The 16,588-nt window shown below is 36.0% G+C and carries 21 protein-coding genes; 12 read left to right on the top strand and 9 right to left on the bottom strand.

Going from position 1 to position 16,588, the window contains the following annotated elements:
- Positions 1-110: 110 nt before the first annotated feature.
- Positions 111-287 (bottom strand): hypothetical protein, encoded by a 177-nt coding sequence (locus ACFSTH_RS05890; RefSeq protein ID WP_377770157.1) that lies wholly within the window; start codon positions 285-287, stop codon positions 111-113.
- Positions 288-452: 165 nt separating this feature from the next.
- Between ACFSTH_RS05890 and ACFSTH_RS05885 the strand changes: the two genes are divergently transcribed.
- The gene (locus ACFSTH_RS05885) at positions 453-602 is read left to right on the top strand and encodes a hypothetical protein (RefSeq protein WP_377770158.1); all 150 of its coding nucleotides are present in this window, start codon (positions 453-455) and stop codon (positions 600-602) included.
- A gap of 142 nt (positions 603-744) precedes the next feature.
- Positions 745-975: a hypothetical protein gene (locus ACFSTH_RS05880; protein ID WP_377770159.1), complete on the top strand. Its 231-nt coding sequence runs from the start codon at positions 745-747 to the stop codon at positions 973-975.
- 176 nt (positions 976-1,151) lie between these two features.
- Here the strand turns inward: ACFSTH_RS05880 and ACFSTH_RS05875 are convergent, their stop codons facing one another.
- Positions 1,152-1,310 carry a hypothetical protein gene (locus ACFSTH_RS05875; RefSeq protein WP_377770160.1) on the bottom strand — a complete coding sequence of 53 codons (159 nt, stop codon included), beginning with the start codon at positions 1,308-1,310 and terminating at the stop codon, positions 1,152-1,154.
- Positions 1,311-1,972: 662 nt separating this feature from the next.
- Here ACFSTH_RS05875 and ACFSTH_RS05870 point away from each other — a divergent pair.
- Both ACFSTH_RS05870 and ACFSTH_RS05865 read left to right on the top strand, forming a co-directional pair.
- Positions 1,973-2,299, top strand: coding sequence for a hypothetical protein (locus ACFSTH_RS05870; RefSeq protein WP_377770161.1), 327 nt, complete (start codon positions 1,973-1,975; stop codon positions 2,297-2,299).
- A gap of 498 nt (positions 2,300-2,797) precedes the next feature.
- Positions 2,798-3,505, top strand: a complete 708-nt coding sequence (locus ACFSTH_RS05865) for a hypothetical protein (protein WP_377793612.1) — start codon at positions 2,798-2,800, stop codon at positions 3,503-3,505.
- A gap of 60 nt (positions 3,506-3,565) precedes the next feature.
- On the opposite strand, the gene ACFSTH_RS05860 is transcribed toward ACFSTH_RS05865, so the two are convergent.
- From ACFSTH_RS05860 to ACFSTH_RS05850, 3 genes are all read right to left on the bottom strand, one after another.
- A complete protein-coding gene (locus tag ACFSTH_RS05860; RefSeq protein ID WP_377770163.1) occupies positions 3,566-4,363 on the bottom strand; it encodes a phosphodiester glycosidase family protein in 798 nt (265 codons plus the stop codon).
- Positions 4,364-4,518: 155 nt separating this feature from the next.
- A complete protein-coding gene (locus ACFSTH_RS05855; protein ID WP_377770164.1) occupies positions 4,519-4,695 on the bottom strand; it encodes a hypothetical protein in 177 nt (58 codons plus the stop codon).
- An 836-nt stretch (positions 4,696-5,531) separates the two neighbouring features.
- The gene (locus ACFSTH_RS05850) at positions 5,532-5,972 is read right to left on the bottom strand and encodes an Lrp/AsnC family transcriptional regulator (protein ID WP_377770165.1); all 441 of its coding nucleotides are present in this window, start codon (positions 5,970-5,972) and stop codon (positions 5,532-5,534) included.
- Between the two features lie 184 nt (positions 5,973-6,156).
- Here ACFSTH_RS05850 and ACFSTH_RS05845 point away from each other — a divergent pair, with 184 nt between their 5' ends.
- Both ACFSTH_RS05845 and speB read left to right on the top strand, forming a co-directional pair.
- Positions 6,157-7,221, top strand: coding sequence for a YkvI family membrane protein (locus ACFSTH_RS05845; RefSeq protein ID WP_377770166.1), 1,065 nt, complete (start codon positions 6,157-6,159; stop codon positions 7,219-7,221).
- A gap of 59 nt (positions 7,222-7,280) precedes the next feature.
- Positions 7,281-8,258 carry an agmatinase gene (gene speB, locus ACFSTH_RS05840; protein ID WP_377770167.1) on the top strand — a complete coding sequence of 326 codons (978 nt, stop codon included), beginning with the start codon at positions 7,281-7,283 and terminating at the stop codon, positions 8,256-8,258.
- 191 nt (positions 8,259-8,449) lie between these two features.
- Here speB and ACFSTH_RS05835 read toward each other — a convergent pair whose 3' ends face one another.
- Together ACFSTH_RS05835 and ACFSTH_RS05830 are read right to left on the bottom strand one after the other, a co-directional pair.
- Positions 8,450-8,785: a hypothetical protein gene (locus ACFSTH_RS05835; protein WP_377770168.1), complete on the bottom strand. Its 336-nt coding sequence runs from the start codon at positions 8,783-8,785 to the stop codon at positions 8,450-8,452.
- A 62-nt stretch (positions 8,786-8,847) separates the two neighbouring features.
- Positions 8,848-8,970, bottom strand: a complete 123-nt coding sequence (locus ACFSTH_RS05830; RefSeq protein WP_377770169.1) for a hypothetical protein — start codon at positions 8,968-8,970, stop codon at positions 8,848-8,850.
- Between the two features lie 142 nt (positions 8,971-9,112).
- On the opposite strand from ACFSTH_RS05830, the gene ACFSTH_RS05825 reads away from it, so the two are divergent.
- Together ACFSTH_RS05825 and ACFSTH_RS05820 are read left to right on the top strand one after the other, a co-directional pair.
- Complete coding sequence (locus ACFSTH_RS05825) at positions 9,113-9,625, top strand: AraC family ligand binding domain-containing protein (protein ID WP_377770170.1); 513 nt, start codon at positions 9,113-9,115, stop codon at positions 9,623-9,625.
- Between the two features lie 56 nt (positions 9,626-9,681).
- Positions 9,682-9,984 (top strand): helix-turn-helix transcriptional regulator, encoded by a 303-nt coding sequence (locus ACFSTH_RS05820; protein WP_377770171.1) that lies wholly within the window; start codon positions 9,682-9,684, stop codon positions 9,982-9,984.
- Positions 9,985-9,989: 5 nt separating this feature from the next.
- On the opposite strand, the gene ACFSTH_RS05815 is transcribed toward ACFSTH_RS05820, so the two are convergent.
- Positions 9,990-11,186, bottom strand: a complete 1,197-nt coding sequence (locus ACFSTH_RS05815; protein WP_377770172.1) for an ROK family transcriptional regulator — start codon at positions 11,184-11,186, stop codon at positions 9,990-9,992.
- A gap of 128 nt (positions 11,187-11,314) precedes the next feature.
- Positions 11,315-11,731, bottom strand: coding sequence for a UPF0158 family protein (locus ACFSTH_RS05810; protein WP_377770173.1), 417 nt, complete (start codon positions 11,729-11,731; stop codon positions 11,315-11,317).
- A gap of 372 nt (positions 11,732-12,103) precedes the next feature.
- On the opposite strand from ACFSTH_RS05810, the gene ACFSTH_RS05805 reads away from it, so the two are divergent.
- From ACFSTH_RS05805 to ACFSTH_RS05790, 4 genes are read left to right on the top strand one after another with little or no spacing between them, the layout of a single operon-like run.
- Positions 12,104-12,892, top strand: coding sequence for a sugar phosphate isomerase/epimerase family protein (locus ACFSTH_RS05805; protein WP_377770174.1), 789 nt, complete (start codon positions 12,104-12,106; stop codon positions 12,890-12,892).
- 44 nt (positions 12,893-12,936) lie between these two features.
- Complete coding sequence (locus tag ACFSTH_RS05800; protein ID WP_377770175.1) at positions 12,937-13,863, top strand: ABC transporter permease; 927 nt, start codon at positions 12,937-12,939, stop codon at positions 13,861-13,863.
- Between the two features lie 16 nt (positions 13,864-13,879).
- The gene (locus tag ACFSTH_RS05795; protein WP_377770176.1) at positions 13,880-14,773 is read left to right on the top strand and encodes a carbohydrate ABC transporter permease; all 894 of its coding nucleotides are present in this window, start codon (positions 13,880-13,882) and stop codon (positions 14,771-14,773) included.
- 46 nt (positions 14,774-14,819) lie between these two features.
- The gene (locus tag ACFSTH_RS05790) at positions 14,820-16,511 is read left to right on the top strand and encodes an extracellular solute-binding protein (protein ID WP_377770177.1); all 1,692 of its coding nucleotides are present in this window, start codon (positions 14,820-14,822) and stop codon (positions 16,509-16,511) included.
- Positions 16,512-16,588: the final 77 nt, after the last annotated feature.

The raw sequence follows: 16,588 nt of genomic DNA, 5'->3' as shown, positions 1-16,588 counted from the left end.
GCTTCCATTCTCGAGTTTGGAGTTTTCATTGCCTTCACTATATAAGGAGACTTTAAGCTATCAATTACAACCGGCCAGCTAAACTTTTTTTGAAATCCACGTCTCTTCTTCTAATTCTTGGGTGTGTTTTTATTTTCATTAATAGCCTTTGTCAATTCCTGTAACGATACATCCAACTTATCTAATTTTTCTCCCATGGTTTGCAGTACATATCTAATTAACACAAAACTCAAAGTAACTGGAAATCCAACATTTGTTAATAATGAAATAATTGAATCAATACTCATAATAGCTCGCCTCCTATCTAATTTTGGTATATATTAGGTTATTTTGTACTATATAAAACAACCAAACGACAAAAAGAACTAATCTTCATGTTTTTTTGTCGTTTGGTTGTAAAATATATTTATATTTACCTATATTTATAACTGATGGAAAGGAGAGTTGTTTTTATGGAAAGAAAATTGTCACTATATGAAATAATTAAACAAGAAATATTTCGTATTGCATGGAGAATTCAATATCGAGCTAAAGTACTGAAAAAGAGAGAAGTGTTCTTTAACACAATAGAACCAGCAAACCACTGTTTACTACGGATGTAGATAATAAAATTCTCATTGATCAATTAGTTAATAAACTTCCGACGAATATAGGAATTACCATTATAAAAAGAATTTATTTATTAGGGCATACAGAGTCTTCCATAGCCAGAGAGTTAAATATTAGTCAGCAGGCGGTGAACAAATGGAAAAGAACAACTCTAAAAAAACTATATCAGATAGTGAACTGATGAATTTGATTCAAAAATCTCAAAACAAAGATCAAAACGCTATGTTAAAATTAATTGAAATATATGATCAAGATATTAAAGAAGTTAGTAAATATATTAAACTACCTAATGAAGATGCTGTTTCTCAAATTACGGTTGAATTTCTAGAATACATAATGTCAAATAACATCAAACTTGAAAATTAGAAATTCATCAAATAAATCACTAAAAAAGACCTCATAATCCGAGTAATTAGACGGATCATGAGGTCTTTCATTTTACTTCGAAAACGTAAAAAGCCACCCGTTTAGGATGGCTTTTATTCTAGGTAATGCTTCTGTAAAATTTTAAATGCCGCAAGGGCGCTGTTCAAGAATCTCAACTATTCATTGTTATCCTCTAACATCTCCAGACTCGCAGCCACCGCACTTGAAGCGAATAGTTCTGTTACAATACTCTCTTTTAATTTTTTCGATTTTTCAAACATCATATCAAATAAATTAGCATCGATTAAAACGATCCTTTTTTGTTTCATAGCCACAGGAAAAGCTTCTAATAATTCTTTTTATTTAGAGCATATAAGTAGTTCACTGAGGCAAAGGTTATGAAATCTTATTTAGTAGAGAAAGGTATACTCTTATATGACTGCCCAAAATACAAGTAATATTATGGATGAATAAGACTTGAGCTCTGTTATGGTGATTTCTCAATATTTCCATGTGTCTTGGACCAAATTAGCGTTTAAATAATGAATATGAAGGAAGTGTATTCAGCTCATGCAAAATTCTTTGAGGTTAGAGATATTTATTTGATAATGCGAGAATTTCCAGCATATTATAAATACCATTTAAGGTGATGTTTGTGGTATTATAGGGATGAACGACCAGTCATTACCAAGTAAGAAGGAATATTTGGATGGTGCAAGAAAAATCTTGTAGCATCTGCCTCGGCGAATGCCGAGAGGCTATAAATATGTGAGGAGAATTCAATGTTTAAACAAAAATTATTAGTTGGTTTTATTTTTCTCTTTGTAGTCTCCGCTATCACTTTTTCCGTCATGCAGATTGGTAAAAACAGTAGTGTAGAGTCTCATTTCAAAGGAACAGTTGGTCATACCATGTATAAATTCCGATCTGACTTGAAATTATAGTGGAGAATAAAACCCTTTCCGATTAGAATTTGGATCAAGTACATGATACGTTATTGGCTAGTCGTGCCTATGCAGAAACACTGGACTTTGCTCTAAGTCCTAACGAGCCTTTGTTGGTTCCGGCTGTGGAAAACATGTTACAAATTGTAGATTACCTAAAACAGCAGCGAGATACTGACCCTTTGAATTGGACATTAAATTACGCCCAAGACTATGCAAAACTTCTCAATTTTATAGAAACTATGGCTTATCCTTTGAGCCGAGTTTATTATGTACCAGATTCCCAAGAAGGTGCTAAAATCTCCCTAACTCTTCGTAACATAGAAGACATGATAGCCTATAATGAGACATTGGGTAATTATGTCTCAAACCTAAAATAAATTCATATAAATACCACCAATCTTTAAAATGTTAAGATTTTCTGGCCAGAAGACTCTTATACTTAATAAGGAGTACTAAGACCAAAAATTACAACCTTACTACTTTTATTTTTTCGAAATCTATTTCTTAGATACTTTTACTGGCATCTTATTAACTTGAAAACTATCTTAAAAATTCTTTCTAAAAAGGCTTAGCGGAATTTATGAACCGCATGATATGCTGCCCGAGGTGAATACATGTCCAGTTGTATTTAGGTAAAACCGATAGGTTTAGCTAAGTGGTGATCAGTTCTCGTCTATGAGGAAACTAAAACAAGGAGGTATATATTGAGATGAGATTATTTTTTAGCATAATATTGGTTTTTAGCTTAACCACAGGCTGTACCACCCAATCCCNTTAGCTTAACCACAGGCTGTACCACCCAATCCCCTTCTGTTACCAAAAATTCTGATTCTGCTTCATCATCCGTAACAAAAAATGAAAGTCCAGACAAGCAAGTGCAACAAACTGATTTTGTGAATTACGACGAATTAGCTGAACTAGCCCGTCGAGTCACGAGATTTACAGGTCCTGATTACTCGGATGAACAGCTTAACAACATGAGAAAAGAAGATTGGCGGAAAGATTTGGAAGAAGTTACTCGTAATTTTGCAAATGAAAAGCTATTGATAGATGTCGCATTTATGTTTTCATTGCCTGATACTTATAATCCAAGAAGTATAGTTGTAGGAAGTACTACAGGTACGATATATCTCATTAATTTGGTCAAAAGACATAATTACGATGGAATTTGGACAGCTACAAATTATGGAATAGTAAGTGAATCCAACATCGGGACGGAGAGCCAAAATATAGCTTATAACATCATTACTTTGGATAATGCAGCTCCAAAAGTAAAGGAATGGGCGCAAGCCTATCTAAATAGCACGCATGGAGCTGAAGAAGTTTTCATTTCTGGCAATGCAAACATGGATGAAGATAAAACCTATATTTTACTTGTAGCTGAACCCAAAGCATCTATTGAATTACTAAATATTCGAGCTGCCAATCAAATGGTCGTTGTCAATTATGCAGACAGTTTTTTAGATGAAGAAATGTATGGACGGCAACCTTATGTTCTACTTGAATTTGAAGCCCCGGTGCTAGATGTTTTTATAAAGAAGAATTCATCGGTTAGAATAAAAGACATTCGTCCATATATGTAGATGCTGAACCCCCTTACAGAGAGTTGGTTAACACCAAGTCCCTATAAGGGGGTTATCAAATTATAGCCATTTGTCAGCAGTAACAGTCACCATTGTTTGAATGGTTCTTTTTTGATCACTTGGATCCCAATCGTCATTAGCTCCCGATGGGAGTTTCCACCGCATTTGGCTAGAACCACCACCATCAAGCATTACGCCAATAGAGCAATCCATCGTATTTTTCATAAAGTTGCGAACTTCCCATGCCGTTGCGCTTTTAAATACAGCCAAAACGATCTGTCTACCATGAGTGCTATCATAACGATACCCAATTGCTGTTCTTGTGTTTGGTGATTTTGGACTGAAACGACTGGCATTCTCCGTATTATTGGCACATGAAACGGCTTGAATATCATTGTAATAATCGTCAGATGAGGAATAGGAATTAGTAAGAAACAAACTATACCCTCCAATTGCCCATTTAATATTGCTACGGTTTGCGCCGGAATAATCAGAAAAATCAACTACTGGCTTTTGCGCTGTATGAATTTGACCATTTAATAATGGACTAAAATGAAACAATGTCCCTCGTTTATTGACCTTTCCCCCGCAAGGTGCAGCTACACTTGCGCTAATTGGTGAATTTGCTTCTCCTTTAGCATATTTATCAGCACCCGCAGTATTAACCCCATATCCATCTTGTATAGCAATACCGGTTAGATTCGATCCAGCGAAGAACGTACCATTAACCCCATATTTACCGGAAGCCATAACAGTTTTGTTACCTACATGCTCAACCTTTATAGCAGCAGCATCTACCGTAATAGTTCTTACTGTTTTCCCACCATTTGGCCATTGTTTTACATAAGCTGTACTCATTCTTAACATCTCCTATATCTAAATAATTTTTTTCAAGTAATGATCGCTTCCATTCCCGGGGTTGGAGTGTTCATTGCCTTCACTATATAAGGAGACTTCAAGGTATCAATTACAACCTGCCAGCTAAACTTTTATGAAAATCAGCATATCTTCTTCTAATTCATAGGTGATTTTTTATTTTCATTAATCGCCTTTGTCAATTCCTGTAACGATACATCCAACTTATCTAATTTTTCTCCCATGGTTTGCAGTACATATCTAATTAACACAAAACTCAAAGTAACTGGAAATCCAACATTTGTTAATAATGATATAATTGAATCAATACTCATAATAGCTCGCCTCCTATCTAATTTTGGTATATATTAGGTTATTTTGTACTATATAAAACAACCAAACGACATAAAGAACTAATGTTCATGTTTTTTGTCGTTTGGTTGTAAAATATATTTATATTTACCTATATTTATAACTGATATAAGGGAGTGAGGTTATGGAGAAAGAACAATCGCTATACAAAAAAACTAGAAAAGAAATATTTTGTGTTAATTGGAGAATTCAATATGGAACTAAGGTCCTCAAAAAAAGAAGAGTTTTTTAATATAATAAAACCTACAAATTAATGTTTCACCACATATGTAGACAATAAAGTTTTAATAGATCAGTTAGTAGAGAAACATCCAAAGAATATAGGAATAATCATTGTTAAAAGAATTTATTTATTAGGTCACACAGAGTCTTCTATTACCAAAGAGTTAAATATTAGTCGACAGGCGGTGAACAAATTGAAAAGAACAACCCTAAAAAAACTATCTCAGACAAAGAACTCTTAGAATTAATAGAAAATGCCCAAAGTAATGACAAAGATTCCATGTTGCAACTAATTAAAATATACGAAAAAGATATACAAGAAATAAGTAAATACATTAAACTTCCTAAAGAGGATGCTGTTTCTCAAATTACTGTTGAATTTCTAGAATACATAATGTCAAGTAATCATCAAATATAAAAATAGTACATTCAACAGCAATAACCTATAAGAAATCATTAAAAGAGCCCTCATAATCCGCCTACTTATATCGATTATGAGGGCTATAAGTTTAATTAGGCAACATAATAGGGGAGACCAGAAAATCAGTGAAAACTGATCTCTGGTCTCCCCTATTATTTAATATTCACTCGGCAACATCACTCGTTTTTCTACCGGTGTACTGAGTAAAATAGAAGTCCGCGTATTACCATATGGCATTAATCTTTCGATCAAAAACGTCAGTCCATCCATATCATTCAATGCTGCTTTTATATAATAATGTACATGCCCCGTAGCACGATGACACTCTATCACTACCGGTTCTGCCTCTAAAAATTGTTCCAATTCACGCAATGGCGCACGTACATCACTTAGTTCGATCATCACCATTAATTTTCTACCGACAGCTGCTGGAGTGACTCTAGCATAAAAACCATCGATAATTTCTTTTTCCTGCAACCTCTTCAACCGCTCCGCTACACTCGGACGACTAAGGGAGAGCTGTTGAGATAGTTCACTAATCGACATCCGACCATCTTCCTGTAACAAAGTTAACAATTGCACATCAATCGGGTCCATAATTACCTCCATATTTCAAAAGTAATATAAATATGACATATTTCCTTCAGTTAGACAACAATTACGTTGTATTACATTCAATTTGATATGTCTTCCTTCATCTTTTTATACTAACATTATTAGTATGATGGAATACTAATAATTATGGATGCTACTAAATAGGAAGAAAGGATGGAGAATATTTATGAATAACCTTTTTAAAATCTTTATATTAGCCGGCGCCTTTGTATCCTTTATTCTCGGCGCTGGAACAGCAACAGGACAAGAAATTATGCAATTTTTCGTATCGTTTGGTTATTGGGGAATAGCTGCTATCCTCATCGCTGCTGTGTTGCATATGTGGTTTGGTGCTTATGCAATGGATGTAGGATTACGGCTAAAAGCACGTGATTCCCAAGAAGTTTTTAATTATTTTTGTGGCAAGTATTTAGGTCCATTCTTTTACTGGTTTTCCCAGTTGTTCATGCTCATCGTATTCGTTGTTATGATTTCAGGTGCTGGTGCTACAGTTTCAGAACACTTTGAAGTTGGCGACGTAGCTGGACGAGCATTGATGGCAATTGTCGTACTAATCACTGCTTTGCTCCGATTAGAAACAATGATCAAAGTACTAGGTATTGCAGGTCCGATCATTATCATCATTGCTGTTATTGTAGGCGCTGGAAATTTTGATGCCAGTGGTTTTGAACAAGCAGGTGCGATTGTAGAACAACTTCAATTGTCTACTGCAACGACGCATTGGTGGCAAGCCGGATTTGTTTATTCTTCTTTCGTATTGTTAATTGCTGTTCCTTTTCTAACCAATCTGGGCAAAGGGGAAAAAAGCAGAAAAAATGTCATTATCGGTGGAAGCTTAGGCGGATTAATAATGTTAATTGGCGTATTCGCTATTTATGTAGGATTGCTATCTAATGTAGAGCAATTGCATACAAAAGAAATTCCAACATTATTTTTGGCACAACAAATTAGTCCTGTCTTAGCATTTATCTTTACGATGATATTACTAATTGCTATCTACACAACAGCTGTCGGTATGCTATGGACTGTTTCTACACAATTTTCCAAAGGAGATCCTAAAAAATATCGGATCATCACCATCGCATTAACGATACTCGGCTTTTTCGGTGGTCTACTTCCTTTCGGAAAAATTATAGATCTTGTCTATCCGATCGTTGGATATATTGGATTAATACTAATGGCAGGTATGTTCTATCGTCAGTTTATTAACAAAGGGCAACTTAAAAAATAGTATGCTCACCCACAAAAAGTACTACTAACAAATACTACTATCGAAAATGAGGGATTAAGATGAGTAAATATGCAAGAAAACCAGACTACACACGAGTAAAACTGGACATGCCTTTCACTGGCATTACGTCCTTTCGCAAATATCCAATTTGTAACAATCTAGATGAGCTAGATGCCGACTTTGCAATTATCGGTGTACCTAATGATATGACAACAGCTTGGCGTTCTGGCGCACGCATGGGTCCACGTTCTATTCGTGAGCAATCGTCACTATACGCCTTCGGCTCTGGATACGATCACGAACGGGATATTGTTTATAATAACGATGGCTATAAAATTGTAGATTGTGGTGATGTATCCATTATCAACGGTGATGTGGAACAAAGTCACGAGAACGCAGAAGAAGCAATCCGCAAAATAATTGCCAAAGGTGCTATTCCTATCGTACTTGGTGGCGACCATTCGGTTACTAACCCAGCAGCTTTTGCTTTAGCAGAATACAATGAACCGATCAATGTCGTACAAATTGATGCTCACTTAGATTGGTTAAAAGATGCATCTGGACAACGGTTCACACTAAGTAATCCGATGCGTAGAATGTCCGAGATGGACCATATTAACAAAATGGCGCAGCTTGGCATTAGAGGTGTAGGCAGTAGTCAAAAAGATGACTTCGATGACGCACGTGCTTATGGTTCAACCATCCTATCCCCAAGACAAATTCGCAAAATGGGTATCGAGGAAGCATTAAAAGATATGCCAGACGGTGGAAAATATTATGTTACACTCGATATTGATGGTTTGGATGCATCCATCGCTCCAGGAGCTGGTTCTCCATCACCAGGTGGATTTTTCTATGACGAAGTAAGTGACATTCTTGAAGCAGTTGCCAAAAAAGGGGAAGTCATCGGGTTTGACCTCGTAGAAGTAAACCCACTTTACGACCCAACAGGAGTAACTTCGCAAATTGCCGCTCGTCTGATTATTGATTTCATTAACTTCATTATTCGAGAGCAACAATTGAAATTAGAAAAATAATTAAAATATTCACGAAATAAACCTATATAACAAACTGTTTTGGAGCAAGTGCCAAAGCAGTTTGTTTTTTATTGTAATTAGGTAACAAATATACTATATATCATATTAGCCATCCTGTTGGAGTAAACCGCCTCCCTTTTTTAGACAGACGGTTTTCTACTTATAAAGTTTCAAAATTTAAAAAAATCTGATTATTTCAATCGATGCAACCAATTTTCTGGTACTTCCTCTAGTTTAGCTGGCTTATTGTAACGTTCGCCTACCGCTTTAAACTGTTTTACTATATTTTCATCTATTAATCCCAACTGATTAGGGGCAGCATTTAACAGAAAAGTAACGTTGTGGTGATTAGCCTCCTCTACTTTTTGCAATGCCCAGTCCACCGATTTTAACTCCATCGTACTATCCGCTTTTCTCCAAAACCAAGTTTCTGTTAATATGTTACAACTTGCTCCTGGTCCTGCAAACGTTGCGTCAAAGTCTTGTCCAGCAGCATTTTCATAAAATACGATGTCCGTATGATCCAATGTCGGTTCACCACTAATATTCATTAATAAACAATTAGGCTGAAATCCTTTTACCCAAGTGTCTATTTCTTCAAATGAATCTCTGTCTCAGCAAACTGAAATGTAGCACTATTAAAATGAATAAACATAACGAATCGCTCATTAACAAACCGTTTTTGGTTTTCTATTAACTGCTCATGAACCACAACTATACATCCTCCTTGTTTTACCAAGCAGTGCTTAGTACCATATGATGTCTACTAATATATACGAAATAAATCAAGAAAACAGCAGACAAAATCGACATTATATCATACAATATCTACATCTAATGAAGAAGGTGATAAGATGCTTGTCGTAGAACTTACTATTCCACCATTTCCTATGCTTACTACTGTCGGTCATACCCTTTGGCAAGCAGGTGTTATACACGCACAACGTCAATTCGACGTATATGACTTGATTATCTGCACGAAAGGTACGCTATATATGGAAGAAGGTGGACAGAAATACAACTTAAAACAAGGCATGATGTTACTGCTCGAACCTGGAAAAAAACATCGTGGATACCATCCTACCGATTCCGAAACAGAAGTATATTGGATTCATTTTCACTATATTAATAACAGTCAACTCAAACAAAAAAGTAAAGCACCTCAACCACTATTGCCAACAACCGATCAAGATACTATTTCACATCCAGCTACAGTAGAAATTCCAAAGTTTTCGAATGTAGACGTACGAATACTTGTACCAATATTAGAAGAAATGATCCAACTGCACAGCGTGCTAACACCATTGGGGTGTATGAACTACAGCTTCTCTTTGGACAATTACTTATGCAAATCCAGAATGGGATGATTAAAAATAGTGCTAACGCTAGAGCATATGAAATTGGATAACAAGTGGCAGATTTTTTGGCAGAGAAATTAGCACTTCCTTTTGACTCGAAACGAATGGAGCATGAATTAAACTATCATTTTGATTATTTAGCACGTTGTTTAAAAGAATATTGTGGGATGAGTCCGATTCAATATCGACACCATTTACAAATTGATCGTGCCAAACGGCTACTTGCCCATTCCAAACTACCTCTAGCCAAAGTAGCCGAGCAATGTGGTTTTTTTGATATGAACTATTTTGCACGTTTACTTAAACGTCATACGACTTTTACTCCTAGCGAATATCGCAACAAGCATCAACTGTTTTATATGGAGTAGCTCCGCTAAAAACTAATCGTTCCTACATGCTGGTCTAGTGCAAAGTTGGCAGCTCCAAGTGCTCCGCCTAGATCGTTTTGAGAAGCTCTTAACACTTGCACATTACTGTTCAAAGGGCTTAGTGCTCTACGATGCATAACGTCCGTTGCCACTTTTATATAATATTCCGATTCCATTGGTACAGTACCACCCAATATAATGGTTTCAGGATTGACAATATTGATTAAATTAGCCATCGCAATTCCCAAATAAGTTGCCGCTTTCTCCACCACTTCCATACACAGCTGATCTCCTTCATCAGCTCCTTTACCAATATCGGCTGATTTAATTAATTGCAAATCGTAACTCGAATCAGGATAAATAGAAGATACTTTTCCACTGCGAAGCATACGCCGTAACTCTTGCTCCATCGCTGAACTCGTTGCCAATTGTTGTAGACATCCATTATTACCACAAGGACACCAAGGCCCATTCGGATCAACCGTAATGTGACCAAGTTCACCAGCTCCACCTATAGCTCCAAATAATATTTGTCGATTATGAAATAAACCAGCAGCAATTCCAGTTCCTATACCAATGTAAACAATTTCGCCAAAATCTTTTCCTACACCAAATCTACACTCTGCCAACCCACGGGCACGGTGTCGATTAATTGCAACTACTTCCCAGTTCATTCGCTCTTTAATTTTTTTTACAATCTCCACATTGTACCAACCAATGTTGGAAGCACTAACAATGACTCCACGATTAACATCTACTAAGCCAGGCATACCTAAACCAATCAATTCAATTGGTTTTTCGACTAACTGATCAATGAAATGCTCTAAACTTGTAACTAATGATTGAATAACCGTTTCTATTGTCGAATCGCTGACAGGGATCGTCACTTCTTTCACAGTATTACCAAGCAAATCAAATGCACCTAACGTCCATGTCTGATTACTATAATCCGCGCCAACAATTACTCGAGAGTGAGGAGTCAAGTTAATTAATGTAGCTGGTCTGCCACCCGTTGAATACTGCGAACTAGTTTCTTGTACTAGCTCACTATCCATTAATTCTGCTACAGTCGCCGAAATAGTTGCTCGACTTAAATTCGTAAACCGAGTTAATTCTATTCTCGACATAGGTCCATTTTTCAACAAAGCTTGTATAATATTAATTTTTGATCCTTTTTGATCATAAGAAGTATTATTTTTCATCGACTTTGACTCCTTAGTTGGAACAATTTAATTTAATTAAGTAAACAAATTACTAAATATGCCTATAAAACAAGCTGTTTGGAGCAAATACCAGGGCAGTTGGTTTTTTTAACTAATCCACCTTCAAGTTACGTATATTCGATATTTTTATTCTCACACCATGCAATAGCAATCCGTTTAAAAGTATTGGCTTCATACACGTACCATTCATCCACTATACCGAAACTTTCTAGTTTGTCTTTAAAATTTCTAAAAGCTCCACGTCCTCGAATAGCTCGTTCTAACGAATCCTGCATCTTCCCTTCTGGCAAACTCCAAATAAACTGCTCCATAATACTATATTCATTCACATCAAACTTGGTAGGAAGTCGAATGTATTCGTCAACATTTTCTTCTAATTCTTCTGCTAACTCATCATCTTCTATTCCAGTAATAAGAGGGTCGGTATATACAACTATTTCCCCTTTTTCTTTCGAAAAATAATATTCGACCCCATCACTAGCCATTTCAATCGCATCTATTACATCTTCCAGTTTTAATTTCAAAGTTATTCAACTCCTCTTAATAAAGCTTGCTCTATGACTGTTTCACCAACCACTTAAGTTAATTCAATTTTTGACATAGTCCCTTTAGATTATACTCTCTAACCTGTAGCCACTCTCTCAACTATTTTACATTAAATTGTAGTTCTGCTCTAGTATCATCACAAAGTTTCACTTTATGCCAGACATTAAATTCAAAAATACACAAAAGTTTCGTCTTTTTAAAGATAAATTCTTTTTTTCACTTACTTTTTTTATATTTTCCATTCTATTAATTTGATTATTGACAAAAGTAATTAGTGACTATATTATTTAGTTAATAAAAGCGCTTTATTTTCGAGTGCTTAAAGTGACTATTAAGGAGTGTGTTTATTATTGGCCAACGAAGAAATTATATTTTCAGTATTTACAAAACCGTGGAAGTCTTTATCCATTTGGGATTTAGGTAAGTTAGTAAAGGACATGGGCTTTGATGGAATTGAATTTCCACTGCGAGAAGGTTTTCAAATGGAACCGGAACAAGCTCATCTTTTGCCAAAGTTAGTTCAACAGTTAGCAGATCATGGGGTAAGCATATGTAGTGTTGCAAGCAATTTGGACGAGAAAATTTTTGCTGCTTGTGCAGAAGCAGGCATTCCACTTATTCGTATTATGCCTGAAATTAATCTTAACGATGGTTATCTTGCTTCCGAAAAAAATATTCATCGCTATCTAGAAACTCTGTATCCACTTTGTGAGAAGTATGGCATCAGGGTAGGAATGCAACAACACTATGGTAATTACATCGTAGACTCTATGGGACTGCTACATGTCATAGAAAACTTGAAGAATAACTATGTTGGAGTAGTATGGGATGCTGCACATGATGCTTTAGCTGGACAACAACCGGAATTGGGTCTAGATATTGTGTGGAAACATTTAGACATGATTCATCTAAAAAATGCTTTTTACGAAAGAACAAACGGTCCTGAGGCAATGCAAGCGATATGGAAACCATATTTTACAACGGGACGACATGGTTTAGCTTCCTGGCAAAGAATAGCTGATTATTTGAAATCAAGACAATACAAGGGGGTTATCTGTTTAACAGCAGAATATACGAATGGAGCCGATGTTGATCGATTCATTCAAGAAGATATTTCTTATATCAAGTCCTTATTTTAGAAGTTTACACTTACTCTTTTACTTTTACGTCAGGAGGTGACAGATTGACTACCAATCATCTATTTAAGAAGTGGGTCAGTATGCGAAAAGTTTGGCAACTCTATGCACTTATGGCTCTGCCATTTATTTATATTATTATTTTCAAATATATCCCCATGTACGGAGCGCAAATTGCTTTCAAAGATTTTGTTGCTACCAAAGGAATATGGAACAGTGATTGGGTAGGTTTCCATTACTTCATTCGTTTTTTTAAGTCCTATGAATTTTGGAATATTATGTGGAATACGATATCGCTTAGCGTTTACCAACTGGTTGCCGGTTTTCCATTCCCTATTTTGTTAGCACTTAGTATTAATTATATTATGAATGAAAAATTTAAAAAAGCAGTTCAACTCATTACCTATGCACCACATTTTATCTCTGTTGTCGTCTTAGTAGGTATTATCTTTCAAGCACTAGATCCACGCATCGGAATTATGAATGAAGTGATCAAGTTATTCGGTATGGACCCTGTCAACTGGATAGGACGAGCCGAATATTTTCAGTCCATCTATGTATGGTCTGGCATATGGCAAAACGTCGGCTTTAGCTGCATCATTTACCTAGCTGCCTTATCCAGCATTGATCAATCTCTACACGAAGCCGCTGTCGTAGACGGCGCTAGCAAGTTAAGACGGATGTGGAATATAGACTTACCAGGAATTTTGCCTATTATCGTTATTCTACTAATTTTGGATGTTGGTAAAATGCTAGAAATCGGCTTTGAGAAAGTGTTTCTCATGCAAAATCCAATGAACTTACGCACCTCAGAAATTATCGACACCTACGTATACAAAATTGGTTTGGCCTCTCCAGTTGTCAACTTTTCTTATTCATCCGCTATAGGCTTATTTAAAAATATTATTAACTTGATTCTACTCCTTGTCGTGAATAGAACTGCTAGAAAAATGGGTCAATCAAGTTTATGGTAACGAGGAGGGTTCATCTATGCATCAAAAAATAGCGGAAGCACGTGGCGACAAAATATTTAACATTGTTAATTATATTATTTTAAGCGCTTTCTTAATTACTGTATTATATCCACTTATTTATATTTTGAGCGCTTCTTTTAGTTCAACAAACGCTGTAGTCTCAGGAAGAGTGTGGCTGTGGCCAGTAGAGCCTGGATTACAAGGCTACAAAGCAGTGTTTGAATACAAGGCTATTTGGACCGGATTTTATAATTCACTTATTTACACTATTGCAGGTACTATTATAAACGTTGTACTAACTATTATCGCCGCTTATCCATTATCTCGTCCAGACTTTGTAGGCAAAAATGCGATTATGTTTATCTTTGTATTTACCATTATGTTTTCTGGTGGATTAATCCCTACCTATATACTAGTCAAAGATTTAGGGCTATTAGATACACGCTGGGCGATGATTTTACCAACAGCAATTAGTGTTTTTAATGTCATTATTACAAGAACCTATTTTCAAACGAATATACCAAAAGAAATGCTAGAAGCTGCGCAAGTAGACGGTTGTACGGACTTTAAGTTTCTTGCCAAAATTGTCATTCCTCTATCCGGTCCAATTGTCGCAGTCATTACGTTATTTTACGCCGTAGGTCATTGGAATAGTTACTTTAACGCGCTTATTTATTTAATGGATCGCACACTGCATCCACTGCAACTGATTTTACGAAGTATTCTGATACAAAATCAGATCGACCCCAACATGATAACTAGCGAAGAAGATCTTATTGCTAGACAAGGTTTGTCAGATCTGCTGAAATACTCATTAATTGTAGTGGCTACTATACCTATTTTAATCGTTTATCCATTTGTGCAAAAGCATTTTGTGAAAGGTGTTATGCTCGGTTCCATCAAAGGTTAGCTTACAATACCAGTTTATAAAAAACCAATTACGGGGGTTATATCAAGTGAAACGTCCATACTTTGTCATTATATCTTGTTTCATCAGCATGCTACTTTTACTATCCGCTTGTTCCCAAAACGTACCTACAGCAAACAATACGAACGATAATAATGGTAAAAACTCTACAACAGATAGCAATAATGTAACGGGTCCTACCGTTAATCCACCAGGACAATTTCCAATCGTGGATGAAAAAATAACACTACGAGTAGCCGTAAACGGAAATCCGCTTGTGGAAGATTTTAAAACAAATGAATACACACAGTATTTAGAAGAAAAAACAAATATTAAAGTAGAATGGATTGTGCTAGATCCGCAAAGTTCGCAAGAACAATTAAATCTCATATTAATCGGTGGCGAATTGCCCGATGTCATTATGAATATGAACATTTCTCCCGAACAACAGATGATTTATGGCGAACAAGGAATATTTGTCTCTTTTACGGAATTAATCGAACAATATGGCGAAAATACAAAACAAATATTTCAAGAAATGCCGGAAGTAAAAGAAGCAATCACTGCGCCTGGCAACCGTATTTTCAGTCTACCTTACATCAACGAATGTATCCACTGCTCTATGAATTTTAAAATGTACGTTTATCAACCTTGGCTGGAGAAATTACAACTAGAAGAACCGACAACTTTAGATGAGTTTTATGACATGCTAGTAGCTTTCAAAACATTAGACCCTAATGGAAACAATAAAGCCGATGAAATTCCTATGACCGCTTCTCCTGGCCAACCTAGAAGTATTATCGATCCTTTTATTATGAACTCTTTTATATATGACGACGGGATGAAGCGGATGATTGTTGAAGATGGCAAAATTGACGTTGTTTACAATAAACCAGAGTGGCAAGCAGGTCTTCAATATTTAAATAAACTGTACAAAGCAGGTTTAATTGCAGAACAATCTTTTACACAAGACAACGAGTCGTACAAAAAATTGATCGAAAATCCTGGCATTAATATTGTTGGAGCAGCACCAGCTCATTCTCCATCCACCATTACTATTGTTGAAGGAGAAAGTAATCGTTGGATTGAATTCCAACCCATTGCACCGTTAAAAGGTCCTTCTGGCGAGCAAAATGCTTTTTGGAATCCATACGACAAAATTAAAGGCGGCAACTTTATTATGACCAGTGCGAACAAATATCCAGAAGCAACAATGCGCTGGGCTGATTACATGTATGAATTTGAAAACGGTTTAAGATCAAACTTCGGAACAGAAGGAAAGTCATGGTCTAAACCCGAATCAGGAGATGTTGGTAGAGATGGAGAGCCAGCACAATATCGATTACTTGTTCCACACGGTAGAGTGCAGAATGAATCTTGGGCGCAGTTCGGTTTAAACTATCGGACAGACAAACAACACTATGCTGGTCAAGCTGTACTTAGTGAGCTGGATAAAGAAAAAATGTACTTTGATGTCACTATGGAAAAGTATCATCCTTACATCCCTAACATCGAAACAATTGTGCCACCACTATTCTTCACTCCAGAAGATTCTCAGGCACTTGCTGAACTAGACAAGACAATTAATGATTACGTCAATCATATGATTGCAAACTTTATTACTGGTGAGTCCGATTTAGACAAAGGTTGGAACAACTACATTAATACGCTAAACGGAATGGAATTAGAAAAATATATTGCCATCTACCAAAAAGCTTATGATGAAAAAATGACACAATAATTATCTATTAAAGCAACTGTGCGAATGTGTCATCCCATTTACTTCGTACAGTTGCTCACTACTATAAATCGTTCTAA

Source organism: Paenibacillus yanchengensis, from assembly GCF_042684845.1.
GTDB classification, from domain to species: domain Bacteria; phylum Bacillota; class Bacilli; order Paenibacillales; family Paenibacillaceae; genus Pristimantibacillus; species Pristimantibacillus yanchengensis.
Note: the sequence above shows the minus strand (reverse complement) of the source record. Positions and strands in the feature narration are given on the sequence as shown.

Coding starts and splice junctions, on each gene's coding strand:
- ACFSTH_RS05890 (WP_377770157.1), bottom strand. CDS start 287: ATGAGTATTGATTCAATTATTTCATTATTAACAAATGTTGGATTTCCA.
- ACFSTH_RS05885 (WP_377770158.1), top strand. CDS start 453: ATGGAAAGAAAATTGTCACTATATGAAATAATTAAACAAGAAATATTT.
- ACFSTH_RS05880 (WP_377770159.1), top strand. CDS start 745: ATGGAAAAGAACAACTCTAAAAAAACTATATCAGATAGTGAACTGATG.
- ACFSTH_RS05860 (WP_377770163.1), bottom strand. CDS start 4,363: ATGAGTACAGCTTATGTAAAACAATGGCCAAATGGTGGGAAAACAGTA.
- ACFSTH_RS05855 (WP_377770164.1), bottom strand. CDS start 4,695: ATGAGTATTGATTCAATTATATCATTATTAACAAATGTTGGATTTCCA.
- ACFSTH_RS05850 (WP_377770165.1), bottom strand. CDS start 5,972: ATGGACCCGATTGATGTGCAATTGTTAACTTTGTTACAGGAAGATGGT.
- ACFSTH_RS05845 (WP_377770166.1), top strand. CDS start 6,157: ATGAATAACCTTTTTAAAATCTTTATATTAGCCGGCGCCTTTGTATCC.
- speB (WP_377770167.1), top strand. CDS start 7,281: ATGAGTAAATATGCAAGAAAACCAGACTACACACGAGTAAAACTGGAC.
- ACFSTH_RS05825 (WP_377770170.1), top strand. CDS start 9,113: ATGCTTGTCGTAGAACTTACTATTCCACCATTTCCTATGCTTACTACT.
- ACFSTH_RS05815 (WP_377770172.1), bottom strand. CDS start 11,186: ATGAAAAATAATACTTCTTATGATCAAAAAGGATCAAAAATTAATATT.
- ACFSTH_RS05795 (WP_377770176.1), top strand. CDS start 13,880: ATGCATCAAAAAATAGCGGAAGCACGTGGCGACAAAATATTTAACATT.